This is a genomic window from Dyadobacter sp. CY323, assembly GCF_021390245.1.
GTDB lineage: Bacteria > Bacteroidota > Bacteroidia > Cytophagales > Spirosomataceae > Dyadobacter.
The window spans coordinates 1-13,433 of the sequence record NZ_JAJUXH010000011.1 but is presented as its reverse complement, the minus strand read 5'-3'; the positions used below and the strand labels follow the sequence as shown (position 1 = coordinate 13,433).

Here is a 13,433-nt window from a genome sequence, read left to right as displayed (position 1 = left end):
GTGTTACTAGGCTTTATCGAATTTCAATGCAGCGCCGTTCATGCAATATCTCAGCCCGGTCGGCTTCGGGCCGTCGTTGAAAACGTGACCAAGGTGTCCGCCGCAGGTCCTGCAAACGACTTCGGTTCGCGTCATTCCGTGGCTTTTGTCCGTTATTTCTTCCACATTCCCGGAGCTGATCGGCTGAAAGAAGCTGGGCCATCCGGAGCCTGACTCGTATTTTGTTTCCGAGCTGAACAGGGGAGTTCCGCAGGCTGCGCACACGTAAGTTCCCTCTTCTTTATTGTCATTATATGGATGAGAAAATGGCCGCTCCGTTCCCTTTTCGAAAAGGACAAAGCATTGTTGGCCTGTCAGTTCCTGTTGCCATTCTTCTTTGGATTTTTGTACCTCTCTCATTTTAATATGTTTTTTAATTTATGGACACAAACAGAAAAACTGTACCATAATATGAACACCGGAGAATGCATTATCGTTTGGTAAAAATTCGTCTCAGCCATGAATCTTCCGGCGGCCAGCATTTGTTTTGCGACTCCGGCGGGCGACGGAATAAACCGCCCGAAACTCCGAAGTACAGGTTGAACGCTTTGGGGTTGCCTATATTCAAAAGACCGGTTAAATGGTCTGTACCTAACCAAAGTGGCCCGATGCGTCCCGCGATACCGATGGCAGGCGAGCGATAACGGTTCATTAATGAAATCGGGACAGAAATTTCGTACCATTTATGCTCATACCTCGGCGTAACTGCCACATATGACTCGGCTTTCATCCCAAATGCATTTTGCGAAATAAGGTTCTGAACCCACAATGCACTCACGTACACATTTGGTTTGACCTGATAATCCCCGCTGGCCTGAAATGCCATGGGTAAAACAGATTTGAAATTTGGCGCGATCGGGGCACCGCCGTCCAGCGAAGTATTGATCGCATTGAAAAGTCCTTCGGAACCTTCTAATTTCTGGAACGAATCATAACGGAATTCCTTGTCAACCGTATGCGTTTCCTGCTGCATTAAATAGCCGGGATTTTTGAAATGTACCCTGCCAATGTCCGTCAGCGAAACTGCAATGCGGTAAAGGTATTTGTTTTTTGAAGCATCGCGTTTGCGCTCACCGACTTCGGTATAGGTGTATTTGTTGATGTCAGGACGATATTCATACACGGCGCCAATGTCCAATCCCCAGCCGCCACCCGGAGGTGCGGCTCCGATCAGCCAGGCCGGAGTAGGTTTTATGTTTTGAAAACCCTCGTCGTGTGTAATGCCGTAACGGACGTTTATCTCATTTACATGAATGTATTGACGCCGGTTGTCGTAGGTAGCATCAGGCTGGATATCGTAAGAAGAGTTGTCAATAATCGCATGCGCATTATATAAGCCGATCAGTCTTTTGGCAGTTACACCAACTTTTAGATAATCGGCTTCGTTGTCGATAACCGTCCCGCCCACTGTAAATGCGATTTCACCCAGCGCATTGAAATGTAATTTTCCCGACTGATTTTCAAAAACCGTGTTGTGCAATTCTTTCAACTGAGTCGTTTTGGAAATTAACCTTGCAAGATCCTCGGTCACTTGCGACGTGTTGATGATGTATCGTAGCCGTGTGGAAATCCCAACCCCAATCTTGCCTTTGAACATGTTGAACATTACTGACGGGAGACGCGTATCGCCGCCAGCATTGAGGTATTTGAAATTCCCGTTGAGTTTTTCGCGAAGATATGATCGCGGGAAAAGCAATGCGCCGCGCTCATTGCGGTATTCGTCCGAAACGGTATTGGTAATGAGGCTTAGAAACGAGTAAGGTGCTTCGTACTTGACGTGATTGTTGGCGGTATAAAACTGCGTTCCCACCAGGTTGACATAGACGCTATAACGGCTGTCTGCGACGAATGCGGGATTATGGTAAAGCGCATTGGTCCCTGCAAAATTACTCATGGAAACTCCCGGCATATGCTGCGATTCAGCTTTCAGCACAAGTCCAAGAATCAATAGTATAACGAGGAAGTAGTTTTTGCGCATATGACTGTAACGCTTGATATAGTTTTTTTATATCAGGTCACAAAGAAAAGCGGAAGTAGGTGTACTTGCAACGAATGTTTACGGAATGGGTAAATAATTAAGGGGCGATTATCGGCATGATTTTAATAGCTGGTTTTTTTAACGTTTGGTAAAATGCCCGTTTATCGTTTCTGGGTCAACTGTTTAAAGTGTCGGGTTGAAATCCGCGAATGGGTAATAAGCTAGTTTTTTATAATTCAAAGAACATAATGTCAGGTATGTGGGATGGTTGATTGTTTTGTTAATTAAAACATTGACCATATATTGTTCTGAGAATTATAGATATAGACTTATTCAAATTTTGTATTGTATGAATTTTTCATTTTCAGATTATCAAAGCGAAAATTTCTTCGACGAGATGTTCTCTCCGGATGGGCAAATACGACCAGGTTACGAGCATTTAAAGAATAAATTTGAAAACCTGACTCATGAAGATCTTACGAACCGGCAGCTTGCAACGGAACGTGCGTTGCTATCTATGGGGATAACCTTCAACGTTTACTCAGAAGGCGAGGGTACGGAACGCATTATGCCGATTGATATTATCCCGAGAGTACTGTCCAATGCAGAATGGGAATGGCTGGAAAAAGGGTTGAAGCAACGCATTAAAGCATTAAATATGTTCATTGACGACGTGTACAATGAACAAAATATCCTGAACGACGGCGTAGTTCCCCGGGACCTGATCGAATCCAGTAAATGTTTTTTGAAACCATGTCTGGGCTTAAAACCTCCGAAAGGAATCTGGTGCCATATTACCGGTACGGATTTGATTAAAGGTGACGATGGCACGTTTATGGTTTTGGAAGATAACCTGCGTTGTCCGTCGGGGGTGTCGTATATGCTTGAAAACAGGGAGTTATCGAAACAAATTTTCCCTGACGTTCTGGCCCGGACGGGCGTGCGGCCGGTTTCCGATTATCCGACTCGGTTATTGCAAATGCTGCAGCATCTGGCAGACCGTCCCAATCCAACCGTAGCTGTTTTGACCCCTGGAATTTACAATTCAGCCTATTTTGAGCATTCTTACCTCGCTCAGCAAATGGGTGTGGAACTGGTTGATACGCGGGACCTTGTCGTTTCAGATGGGTATGTTAAAATGCGCACGACGAATGGGCTGCAAATTGTGGATGTGATTTATCGTCGTATCGATGATACGTTTATGGATCCCGATGCATTTAATCCCGATTCTCTGATTGGCATCCCGGGAATATTCGAAGTGTATAAGAAAGGTCGCGTTGCTCTGGCAAATGCTCCCGGCACCGGCGTTGCGGACGATAAGGTAGTATATGCGTACGTGCCACGGATGATCAAGTATTATTTAAATGAAGAAGCCATTATTCCAAATGTACAGACTTACATCTGCGGCGAGGAGGATGATTTTAATTATGTGATTGAAAATATTGCGCAACTGGTTGTAAAAGAGGCCAATGAGGCGGGAGGTTACGGAATGCTGATCGGCCCGAAAGCGACAGAAGAGGAGCATGAGCTTTTCAGAGAAAAAATTCGTGCGAATCCAAGGAACTACATTGCCCAACCTACCATTTCCCTATCAAGAGTTCCATGTATGGTGGAAGGTCATGCAGAAGGAAGGCATGTGGATTTACGGCCCTACATTCTATACGGAGATGATATCAGTGTTATCCCGGGTGGGTTGACGCGGGTTGCATTGCGTAAAGGTTCACTGGTCGTAAACTCGTCACAAGGTGGCGGGGGTAAAGATACCTGGGTTCTCTATTAATTATCATTTACAGTAACTGGCAGGCTGTTTATGATAACGGTTTTCAATTTGTTTTGATACCCAATCTAAGATGCCTGAATATAAATATATCCAGTAACTAAAATGATAGCAAAATGCAACGTGAAGTAACCGGTTGGTATAGCCCGGCGCTAAATGAGCACATGAATGTTGCGGTTTACGGACATTATGGATTTGCTCTTTTGTTGATTCCGACAGCAGCTTCTGATTACCTCGAATATGAACAGAATGGGCTGATTGAAAGTATCAGCCCATATATTGATGCGGGGAAAGTCAAAGTTTATTGTGTTAACAGCATTAACTCGGAAAGCTGGCTTAATCCTTATATGCATGGCTATGACAAGGCGTTGCGCCACCAGCTGTTCAACGATTACATCATTAAGGAAGTAATTCCTTTCATCAAGGATACAACGAGCCAAAACAACGAGATTATCGCGGGCGGGGCTTCATTCGGGGCCATGCATGCGGCTAATCTTTTTTTTAAACATCCGGACTACATCAATGGTGTTATTGCCATGAGCGGGTGTTATGACCTGAGCGTTTATACCGACGGGTATTACGATGATAATGTCTATTTCAACTCGCCGTTGCATTATTTGCCGCAATTAAAGGCAGAATGGCATCTCTCCATGTACCGCGACAGCCGGCATATCCATTTCATTTCCGGCTCGGGAGCTTATGAGGTACCCGATTATTCCCGGCAGATTTCAGCAATACTTACCTCCAAAAATGTCCCGCACGAGCTGGACATCTGGGGGACTGATATGCCACACGAATGGTGGGTTTGGAAACGAATGTTACCTTATTATCTGGAAACGAGATTTTAAATTAGGCTCCTTCAAACTGACGTAAAAAACGGACATCGTTCTCCGTGAAGAGCCGGAGATCGTTGATCCCATAACGGAGCATAGTGATACGCTCGATACCCATTCCAAATGCGAACCCCGTGTATTCCTCGCTGTCAATCCCACAGTTGGTGAGTACATTGGGATCAACCATACCTGAGCCTGCAATCTCTACCCAGCCGGTATATTTGCATACGTTGCAACCTTTTTGCTTGCAGATAAAGCATGAAACGTCGATTTCTGCGCTTGGTTCGGTAAAAGGAAAGTACGATGGACGAAGCCGGATGGTCGAATCCTTGCCGAACATTTCTTTCGCGAAATGATATAATGTGTCTTTCAAATCTTTAAAGCTCACATTCTTATCCACATACAAGCCTTCCACTTGATGAAAAACGCAATGCGCGCGCGCCGATATGGCTTCATTCCTAAAAACCCGGCCCGGCATGATCGAGCGTATTGGCGGTTTTTGTCTTTCCATTAAACGCACCTGAACATTTGACGTATGTGTTCTGAGCAGGACATCGTCTTTTACATCACCTTCACTTTTGGAAATAAAAAATGTATCCTGCATTTCCCGGGCAGGATGGTTATCGGCAAAATTGAGCGCGCTGAAATTGTACCAATCTTTTTCGATTTCCGGGCCATACGAAACGTTGAAGCCCATTCTTTCGAATATCTCGATAATTCGCCGACGGATGATGGTGAGCGGATGGAGACTTCCCTGAAGATTGGGAACAACGGGAAGGGTAAGATCAACGAGCACCTCCGGATTTGCATCTTCAGAATTTTCCAATGCGGCCGAAAACTCCTGGAATTTATCTTGCGCAAGATTTTTTAGTGCATTCAATTCTTGCCCGACCGCTCGGCGATCTTCTTGAGGAATGTTTTTCAGGCTGTCAAACAGTTCGGTAACAACACCTTTCTTGCTTATATATTTTAATCTGAATGACTCTAGCTGCTCTTTATTTGCAACCGTAATGTGATCAATTTCATAGATTAACTCTTTTACCCGCTCGGTAATCATAAAGCTGTATTTATTATTTGTGACAGGCAGGCTTCCCGCATTTTAGGCGCGAAAAGGCATTAAAATGGCTGCAAAGATAATTAAAACTGGCTGCTCAATTGTTCTCAAACTCGCTGAGAAACTTTTTTCTGCCGTATAGTCTTAAAAAAAGGCACTTTTCGGAGTACGTAAAATTACGCATTCTACTAAGTTCAGTTACGTCATTTTCCTCCACTAAAATATATAAGTATCTGTAAAGCAAGGTATTAACTTTTGATGCGTAGTTCTACGTATTTTATTTGAGGGGCGCTATATGCTATTTTTGACATAACAAATCACAACATATTAGCTATAGTTAAACCATGAAAAATTTTGCAAGCTTTACCCGCCCGAACCTGTCTGAAAGACCACTTAGCGACAGCCGTTCTACCATCTCCGTTCAGTCCATGGGCAGGACTATCTTTTTGACTCCCGATGTCATTACCTTTTTAGAAGGTGAAGGAAATTATACATTTATATATACCAATACCGGTAAGAAATACCTCGTATCCAGAACGTTGAAATCGTTAGCTGAGCAGCTGAACCCGAATTTCATGCGCGTTCACAAGTCATATCTTGTCAATTCAGCTTATATCGTGGCACGTTTAGAAGATGATCGCATGCTGAAACTATCCTGCGGAAAAGAGGTAGCGGTGTCACGCAGAAAGATCAAAGAAATTACTGGTCTTTTGGATCACACAAATCTGCGTATCAGCGCATAAAATTTTTTGGTGAATTAAATTAGTGGGTTATTCATAAAAACAGCAGCCATCGCTCGATCGAAGGCTGCTTGTTTTGTTTCTGGGCAGTAAAGTTGCGTTATTTTGAACGGGTGTTTGATAATTTTACCATCGACCATTGACGATCGTCGGTGGTCAATCGTCAATTAGAACAACTTCAATCCTAGCGTAACCTGCCAGGAGCTTATTTTTTGTTTTAATGAGGCATCTCCGCCGACCGGCTGTCCATTTGTTTGAAACGAGGCAACATTCGTGAAGGAACCTTCTTTTCTCACATCAAGACTAAAACTCCCGAGATCAAGTCCTGCACCTAACTGATAACCAAAAGTTGCTTCGGACATCGCATTGTTAAGATCCGAAGTATAATGTTCAAAAGCATCTCTTAAACGCTGATTGTCACCAATGCGAAAAGAGGTAACCGGCCCGGCAAGTATACGGAATGGCCCGCCTTTTAAACCAATCAATAATGGAACATCGATGTTACTATATTTGATGTTAACCGTTTTAGTAACGGGTTGTTCTCTGTCCGTTTGAATGATTTCAAAAGCTCCCCCTTTGGTTGAAACAAGAACCTCAGGTTGTATGAACAGCGTCCGCCCAAATCTTGCCCATATTCCGCCGACTGCTCCTGTTCTAGTATTAAAGCTTTGTTTTAAATTATCTCTGACTTCCTTTCCATCGTAACCCAGATAAGGATTTCCCGCGTCATCGTAACGTGTTGTAAAAACATCTCCCATGGTCAGGCGTGAAAGATTCACACCGCCCTTCAAACCAAACGCAAAACCTTTTTTCTGTGCCTGTGCCGAAGTCAATGCAAAAATGCATATCATGCAAATACAGGCTACTTTTGTCAGGATGTTCATGGATAATATCATTATTTAAGTAAAACCGGATAATAACGTCAGAAAATAAAAAACTATACCTATCCTATATTTTTTTTGATTTTGTGGCTGAAACGTACGAATATTTGAATAAATAGGAGTGCGAACTTGTTTACTTTAAGTCACATACAAATTAGATTTTTCTTCTTATGGCCAAAGCCAAAACAGCATATTTTTGTCAGGAATGCGGGTATAATTCGCCAAAATGGGTGGGTAGGTGTCCGTCTTGCGGAGAGTGGAATACATTTGTTCAGGAAGTTATTGAAAAGGAAGATAATAAAACAGCCGTAACCTGGAAATCGGTTAATCTGGCGAGCCGGCCACGAGCGATTGCTGAAATTGAGTATCAGAATGAACCGCGGATCAAGACATTCGATGAGGAACTTAATAGGGTTTTGGGTGGTGGAATTGTGCAGGGATCATTGATTTTGATAGGTGGAGAACCTGGAATCGGGAAATCCACACTGATGCTGCAGATCGCGCTCACACTTTCTAATAAAAAGGTTTTATACATTTCGGGAGAAGAATCCGATCAGCAAATTAAGATGCGAGCTGAACGGATGTCGTCAAAAAGTGAGAAGTGTTACATCCTCACCGAGACACATACCCAAAACATTTTCAGGCAGATAGAAGACTTTAAGCCCGAAATACTGATTGTGGATTCCATTCAAACGATGCAATCTGCATATATCGAATCCGGTGCTGGCAGCGTATCGCAAGTGAGAGAATGCACGGCGGAATTTATGAAATATGCCAAAGAAGTGGGTGTTCCTGTCTTTCTGATCGGACATATCACCAAGGATGGCTCACTTGCCGGCCCCAAAGTTCTCGAACATATGGTGGATACGGTGTTACAGTTTGAGGGCGACAGACATAATACTTATCGGATTTTGCGGACGATTAAGAACCGTTTTGGAAGTACCTCGGAGTTGGGCATTTATGAAATGCTGGGATCGGGTCTGCGGCAGGTTAGTAACCCTTCCGAAATACTAATTTCTCAGCGCGATGAGCCCGTCAGCGGTATTGCTATCGGTTCAATGATGGAAGGTAACAGACCATTACTTATTGAAATACAGTCTCTTGTCAGTGTTGCTAACTATGGAACACCGCAGAGGAGCAGCACAGGTTTTGACGCAAAACGGCTGCAAATGTTGCTAGCTGTGTTAGAAAAAAGGGGAGGTTTCAGGCTGGGTACTCAGGATGTCTTTTTAAATGTAGCTGGCGGGCTAAAAGTCGAAGATCCAGCCATCGACCTTTCTGTAGTGGCGTCCATTGTTTCTTCTTATGAGGATAAATATATTCCACCATCTGTTTGCTTCGCCGCGGAAGTTGGACTTGGGGGCGAGGTGCGGGCGGTAAGCCGGATCGACAGCCGCATTTCGGAAGCGGAAAAACTCGGATTTAAGAAAATCTATATTTCGAAATATAACAGCAAAGGCATCGATTCAAACCGGACAAAAATAGAGGTAATCCCGGTTGCACACTTGGATCAGTTATTTATGTCGCTATTCGCAAATCAATAATAGGCTGACTGCTGAAAGCCGAAGTCATCTCAGTATTTCGCATAAAAATTTTGCAATTTGTTTGTCAACCGCTCGTAAATGGGTTTGCTGAATTCAATAAAAAGCTGCTGAGGGTCAGGAGGTAATAGCTCCTGACTTTTGCATTTACGCAATTGAGACGGGGTGAGCGCACGTTCATCTCCATTGAATGTGGCCCATTCGCACATCCAATTGTATTCGCCATCGAATTTTTCCCGATTCACAACTTGTCTCGACTTGAAATCAGTGATCCTCATATCCAGCAAACCTCCTGACCGGACCGTTTTCCGGATTTGTGTAAGTTTGGCGCTGACTTTCCCGTAAATCGGAATTTTAGATCTGCCCACGAGCTTCTCACTCACTTTTACAGTATCCTTGCTGGTTACCGTCTCCGTATTTTTTTCGATCAGTGTTTGTCCCACTACAAAATCGTCGAATTGCAATGTGATGACGTGATCTGGCTGTAATTTTATTTCGGCAGCTTCCTCCGGCATGTAAAATCGGACAAATTTGTTTAACCGTTTATTTGTCTGTAAATACTCGTTCACCCGATCCTGAAAATACTCATTACTAAGCTGATATCGCTTTGAAGTCACAAGAACCTGCTCAACGACGACTTTGAAAGAAGCCAGCTCGTAGGCCAGTTCCATCTTCTTTTTTACATCTTCAAAGTCGGGAATAAGTGAATTTGCCTTTTCGAAACACTCGTACGATTTTCTTGCATTCTCGCGGTCACCTATCGCCAGTAGTTTGCCAGCTTCTTTGTATCGTACATTCGCTGCATTCAATCTCGCCATGTTCTCCTCTTTATCAAAGCCTTGTGGCGTTACAATCGTAGAACAGGTGTTGCATTGAGAAATTGCAGCGGCAAGTTTATTGAGTTGCATGTAGGTGTCAAGCTGCGGCTCCCATTTGAACAGTTCGTCGGAAGCCCGCGCAGTTTTGATGTCAGCAAGATGCTGTGCCAGTGCGAGCGGATAAGCCTGCCTGAGCGCTTGAATGGAGGATGTGTGACCAGAATTGCTTTTTAGTTTCTCAGCTGCTCGCAAAACGGAATTGTCATAATCACCCTTTTTAAGCGATTTTTCGGCCGATTTACAACCGGCAAAATATGAGAAGATGAATGCAAGGAGGGGTAAGAAAAGCAATTTTTTTTTCATAATTCGGCAAACAACTGATAGGGAACTTGCCGTCAAATTTCCAAAAAAATTACCTCATTTTAGAGTGTTTAACTAAATACGACATCAGTATCGGATCGAATCCCTGGGCGATATCAGCCTCTATGAAGTCAATCTTATATTGACCACATTTCAACTTGAGTTTTTGATAAAAATCACTGACGAACTCTTTGTATGAATCTCTTACCTGATCGGGCTGGACTTTAATTTTCTCGCCGGTTTCCAGATCGATAAATTCGTAGGGGCGGTTTTCAAATGCAAAATCCTCTTCAGTTTTGCGATCGGTGACGTGAAACAAAAGCACTTCATGCAGGTTGTGCCGAAGGTGTTGTAATGCTGAGAAGATTTTGTCCGCGTTCTCCAGATTGTCAAACATATCACTGAAAATGACGACCAGTGAACGCTTATGGATTTTTTCTGCAATCTGATGAAGTACTTCTGAAACGGAAGTTTTCAAAAGTGGCCGGCTGCTTTGAAGCTGGTTTTCCAGTTCGAGCATGATCTTATGAACATGCGATGGAGTCGATTTTACTGCGGTCTGGATTTCAATGCCTTCTGAAAATGTACAAAGACTGACTGCGTCTTTCTGGCGTTGAAGCAGGTATGTGATACTGGCGGCGGCCATGACACTAAAAGTCATTTTGCCAAAGTTTTCTTCCGGGTAATACATGGAAGAAGATGTATCGAGCAAGATATGGCAGCGGAGATTGGTTTCCTCCTCATACCGTTTTACATACAAACGATCGGTCTTGGCATAAACCTTCCAGTCGATATTTCTGGTGGATTCTCCTGTATTGTAAAGCTGATGTTCGGCGAATTCGACTGAAAACCCGTGAAATGGGGACTTATGTAAACCTGTTATAAACCCTTCAACAAGTTGCTTGGCCAGAAATTCGAGGTTCCCGAACTCCCTAACTTTAGCTAAATCAAGTTGCCGGTTACTCATTAACTCATTTATTATGGGGTCCGCATCGATATTACTTTGCCGGATTTCTGATCTATTTCTTCATTGGATTCCAGCAGCACCATTCCTTCCATGCCTACGACTCTAACTGTAACGTTAGCGACACCTTTCGCTACAATTCCCAGCAATCTCGCGGCTTCTTTACTAAGATCAACAATACGGTTCTTGGAAAATGGGCCTCTGTCGTTAACTCTAACAACTACTTTTTCATCATTGTCAACATTCGTGATTTCCAGCATTGTGTTCAGTGGATAACTCCGATGGGCTGCAAGCAATTCGGTACTTTTATGGATTTCTCCGAAAGAAGTTTTTTTACCATTGAAGTGCGACGCGTAATAAGATGCGTTACCTTTTTCGGTTTTTCCTAACTTGACCTGGGCGAATGCATTTTGCCCGAAGGTGAAAGTTAACACAATGAGAATCAGAATCCGATGATAAGTCATATCTCTGGATTTAGGTGAAACATATTAGGGAAAAGAAGCCCTAATTCACATGCTATAACGTCGGGATTCGTGAGAAATTGAAAACCCGTGAGTTTCAAAAGTAATACAAAAAACTTAAAAACGAATAAAAATCGGATTTTCAGTCGTGATGGAAAACGAAAATGAGGAAGTCGCGAACAACAACAATGCTAATATGTTATGGATTTTTTGTTAGCAGCAATAAACTTTATATTTTAGCGTTTGAAAACCTATTTAAAACTAAACATAGTGGAAGACAGAGAGCAAATCTACTCCAAAAGGGTCAGGGCAGGAAAACGGACTTACTTCTTCGATGTTCGATCTACGCGGTCCAACGATTATTATCTAACCATTACAGAGAGCCGTCGTCATCCACAAGGTGATGGGTTTACGTACGAAAAACACAAAATGTTTTTGTATAAAGAGGACTTCGATAAATTCGTAGATGCATTGAAGGAAGCCGTAGATCACGTGAAGACGGAATTGATGCCGGAAGTCGACTTTTCTCAATTTGAAGTAAAAGCCGATGAAGTGGATGTAGTTGGGGAGTCGGATCTTAAGTGGGACTAAAAATTCAGATTTTATAACAAAGCCTTCGTAATCATTACGAAGGCTTTTGGTTTTTGTAGCCGCTAAATGGTAATTTTGCAAAAATTATTATTTAGCAGAAGGAGTTCTTTGCTTTTCTATTGAGAAGAATGCCCTGCTGTTCACTGCATACTTCTAAAATATGAGTCTTCAATGTGGGATCGTTGGATTACCGAACGTCGGAAAATCCACTCTCTTTAATGCCATCTCTACCGGTAAAGCCGAAGCTGCCAATTATCCTTTTTGCACAATTGAACCAAATGTAGGTGTCGTGACCGTTCCTGATGAGCGTCTTGATGTACTTACTGGTCTTGTAAAACCGCAGAAGGTTATTCCTACCATTATAGAATTTGTCGATATCGCAGGTCTGGTAAAAGGTGCGAGCCAGGGAGCTGGGCTTGGTAACAAGTTTTTAGCCAATATTCGGGAAGTGGATGCCATCGTTCATGTCGTGCGCTGCTTTCAGGATGAAAACGTGGTACACGTGGAAGGCCGGGTTGACCCGGTTTTTGACAAGGAAATTATCGACGCGGAACTTCAGTTGAAAGATCTGGAATCCGTCGAGAAAAAAATCCAGAAGACCGAAAAAGGGGCCAGGGCCGGAGATGCGAAAGCAAAAGCGGAGCTGGAATGGCTGAAAAAATACAAATCGACTCTGGAGGCTGGAAAAAATGCAAGAAGTGTTGAAATCGACGAAGAGACAAAAGAGGCTGTAATTGGCGATCTGCAGTTGCTGACTGCGAAACCTGTATTATATGTTGCCAACGTCGATGAAGAGTCGATGCTTACCGGCAATGAATATTCTGAAAAGCTGAGAGAAACCGTGAGACTTGAAGGAGCTGAGGTTATTGTTCTCTGTGCAGCAATTGAATCACAGATTTCAGAGATAGAAGATCCGGAAGAACATGAAATGTTCCTTGGCGAATATGGTCTGAAAGAGTCAGGTCTGAGTAAGTTAATCAAAGCATCCTACTCACTTTTGAACCTGATCACCTATTTCACCGCGGGCGTGAAAGAAGTACGTGCCTGGACAATCGTGAAAGGCTGGAAAGCCCCCCAGGCTGCAGGCGTGATTCACAGTGATTTTGAAAAAGGGTTTATCCGCGCAGAGGTAATCAAGATCGCGGATTACGAACAATATAAAACGGAGGCCGGCGTAAAAGAAGTTGGGAAAATGGCAGTGGAAGGCAAAGAATATGTGGTTTCGGACGGAGATATTATGCATTTCAGGTTTAATGTATAATACTGAAATTAAAGGGGGGACTATCGCATTAACTGTGTAAACTTTTCAATCGGGGTCGGGCAAAGCTTAAAGCCTGACTCTGTTTTCAAAAATAGTCAAAAATTGATTCAGGATCATGCCCCAGTTTCGGATCGG

13 protein-coding genes are annotated in these 13,433 nt (G+C 43.3%); 6 read left to right on the top strand and 7 right to left on the bottom strand.

Annotated elements, in window-relative coordinates:
- Nucleotides 1–6: 6 nt before the first annotated feature.
- Both msrB and LZG72_RS16790 read right to left on the bottom strand, forming a co-directional pair.
- On the bottom strand, nt 7–399 hold the full coding sequence (gene msrB, locus LZG72_RS16795; RefSeq protein WP_255701048.1) for a peptide-methionine (R)-S-oxide reductase MsrB: 393 nt from the start codon (nt 397–399) through the stop codon (nt 7–9).
- Between the two features lie 70 nt (nt 400–469).
- Nucleotides 470–2,017 (bottom strand): DUF5723 family protein, encoded by a 1,548-nt coding sequence (locus tag LZG72_RS16790; protein ID WP_233875138.1) that lies wholly within the window; start codon nt 2,015–2,017, stop codon nt 470–472.
- Between the two features lie 349 nt (nt 2,018–2,366).
- On the opposite strand from LZG72_RS16790, the gene LZG72_RS16785 reads away from it, so the two are divergent.
- Together LZG72_RS16785 and LZG72_RS16780 are read left to right on the top strand one after the other, a co-directional pair.
- On the top strand, nt 2,367–3,797 hold the full coding sequence (locus LZG72_RS16785; protein ID WP_233875136.1) for a circularly permuted type 2 ATP-grasp protein: 1,431 nt from the start codon (nt 2,367–2,369) through the stop codon (nt 3,795–3,797).
- A gap of 113 nt (nt 3,798–3,910) precedes the next feature.
- A complete protein-coding gene (locus tag LZG72_RS16780) occupies nt 3,911–4,642 on the top strand; it encodes an esterase family protein (protein ID WP_233875132.1) in 732 nt (243 codons plus the stop codon).
- Nucleotide 4,643: 1 nt separating this feature from the next.
- On the opposite strand, the gene pheS is transcribed toward LZG72_RS16780, so the two are convergent.
- On the bottom strand, nt 4,644–5,684 hold the full coding sequence (gene pheS / locus LZG72_RS16775; protein WP_233875129.1) for a phenylalanine--tRNA ligase subunit alpha: 1,041 nt from the start codon (nt 5,682–5,684) through the stop codon (nt 4,644–4,646).
- Between the two features lie 341 nt (nt 5,685–6,025).
- Here pheS and LZG72_RS16770 point away from each other — a divergent pair, with 341 nt between their 5' ends.
- Nucleotides 6,026–6,424 carry a LytTR family DNA-binding domain-containing protein gene (locus LZG72_RS16770; RefSeq protein ID WP_233875125.1) on the top strand — a complete coding sequence of 133 codons (399 nt, stop codon included), beginning with the start codon at nt 6,026–6,028 and terminating at the stop codon, nt 6,422–6,424.
- Between the two features lie 164 nt (nt 6,425–6,588).
- Here LZG72_RS16770 and LZG72_RS16765 read toward each other — a convergent pair whose 3' ends face one another.
- Nucleotides 6,589–7,305 (bottom strand): porin family protein, encoded by a 717-nt coding sequence (locus LZG72_RS16765; protein ID WP_233875118.1) that lies wholly within the window; start codon nt 7,303–7,305, stop codon nt 6,589–6,591.
- A 167-nt stretch (nt 7,306–7,472) separates the two neighbouring features.
- Between LZG72_RS16765 and radA the strand changes: the two genes are divergently transcribed.
- The gene (gene radA, locus LZG72_RS16760; protein ID WP_233875115.1) at nt 7,473–8,846 is read left to right on the top strand and encodes a DNA repair protein RadA; all 1,374 of its coding nucleotides are present in this window, start codon (nt 7,473–7,475) and stop codon (nt 8,844–8,846) included.
- Between the two features lie 29 nt (nt 8,847–8,875).
- On the opposite strand, the gene LZG72_RS16755 is transcribed toward radA, so the two are convergent.
- Genes LZG72_RS16755 through LZG72_RS16745 form a run of 3 tightly spaced genes read right to left on the bottom strand, consistent with a single transcriptional unit; the run spans nt 8,876 to nt 11,449 of the window.
- On the bottom strand, nt 8,876–10,024 hold the full coding sequence (locus LZG72_RS16755) for a hypothetical protein (RefSeq protein WP_233875113.1): 1,149 nt from the start codon (nt 10,022–10,024) through the stop codon (nt 8,876–8,878).
- A 49-nt stretch (nt 10,025–10,073) separates the two neighbouring features.
- Nucleotides 10,074–10,988, bottom strand: a complete 915-nt coding sequence (locus LZG72_RS16750; RefSeq protein WP_233875112.1) for a DUF58 domain-containing protein — start codon at nt 10,986–10,988, stop codon at nt 10,074–10,076.
- 11 nt (nt 10,989–10,999) lie between these two features.
- Nucleotides 11,000–11,449: a septal ring lytic transglycosylase RlpA family protein gene (locus LZG72_RS16745; protein ID WP_233875111.1), complete on the bottom strand. Its 450-nt coding sequence runs from the start codon at nt 11,447–11,449 to the stop codon at nt 11,000–11,002.
- Between the two features lie 240 nt (nt 11,450–11,689).
- On the opposite strand from LZG72_RS16745, the gene LZG72_RS16740 reads away from it, so the two are divergent.
- Both LZG72_RS16740 and ychF read left to right on the top strand, forming a co-directional pair.
- Complete coding sequence (locus tag LZG72_RS16740; RefSeq protein ID WP_255701047.1) at nt 11,690–12,037, top strand: DUF3276 family protein; 348 nt, start codon at nt 11,690–11,692, stop codon at nt 12,035–12,037.
- Nucleotides 12,038–12,197: 160 nt separating this feature from the next.
- On the top strand, nt 12,198–13,298 hold the full coding sequence (gene ychF, locus LZG72_RS16735) for a redox-regulated ATPase YchF (RefSeq protein WP_233875104.1): 1,101 nt from the start codon (nt 12,198–12,200) through the stop codon (nt 13,296–13,298).
- Nucleotides 13,299–13,433: the final 135 nt, after the last annotated feature.

What these genes read in the sequence shown, in the direction of transcription:
- msrB (WP_255701048.1), bottom strand. Translation starts at nt 399, where the DNA reads ATGAGAGAGGTACAAAAATCCAAAGAAGAATGGCAACAGGAACTGACA.
- LZG72_RS16790 (WP_233875138.1), bottom strand. Translation starts at nt 2,017, where the DNA reads ATGCGCAAAAACTACTTCCTCGTTATACTATTGATTCTTGGACTTGTG.
- LZG72_RS16785 (WP_233875136.1), top strand. Translation starts at nt 2,367, where the DNA reads ATGAATTTTTCATTTTCAGATTATCAAAGCGAAAATTTCTTCGACGAG.
- LZG72_RS16780 (WP_233875132.1), top strand. Translation starts at nt 3,911, where the DNA reads ATGCAACGTGAAGTAACCGGTTGGTATAGCCCGGCGCTAAATGAGCAC.
- pheS (WP_233875129.1), bottom strand. Translation starts at nt 5,684, where the DNA reads ATGATTACCGAGCGGGTAAAAGAGTTAATCTATGAAATTGATCACATT.
- LZG72_RS16770 (WP_233875125.1), top strand. Translation starts at nt 6,026, where the DNA reads ATGAAAAATTTTGCAAGCTTTACCCGCCCGAACCTGTCTGAAAGACCA.
- LZG72_RS16765 (WP_233875118.1), bottom strand. Translation starts at nt 7,305, where the DNA reads ATGAACATCCTGACAAAAGTAGCCTGTATTTGCATGATATGCATTTTT.
- radA (WP_233875115.1), top strand. Translation starts at nt 7,473, where the DNA reads ATGGCCAAAGCCAAAACAGCATATTTTTGTCAGGAATGCGGGTATAAT.
- LZG72_RS16755 (WP_233875113.1), bottom strand. Translation starts at nt 10,024, where the DNA reads ATGAAAAAAAAATTGCTTTTCTTACCCCTCCTTGCATTCATCTTCTCA.
- LZG72_RS16750 (WP_233875112.1), bottom strand. Translation starts at nt 10,988, where the DNA reads ATGAGTAACCGGCAACTTGATTTAGCTAAAGTTAGGGAGTTCGGGAAC.
- LZG72_RS16745 (WP_233875111.1), bottom strand. Translation starts at nt 11,449, where the DNA reads ATGACTTATCATCGGATTCTGATTCTCATTGTGTTAACTTTCACCTTC.
- ychF (WP_233875104.1), top strand. Translation starts at nt 12,198, where the DNA reads ATGAGTCTTCAATGTGGGATCGTTGGATTACCGAACGTCGGAAAATCC.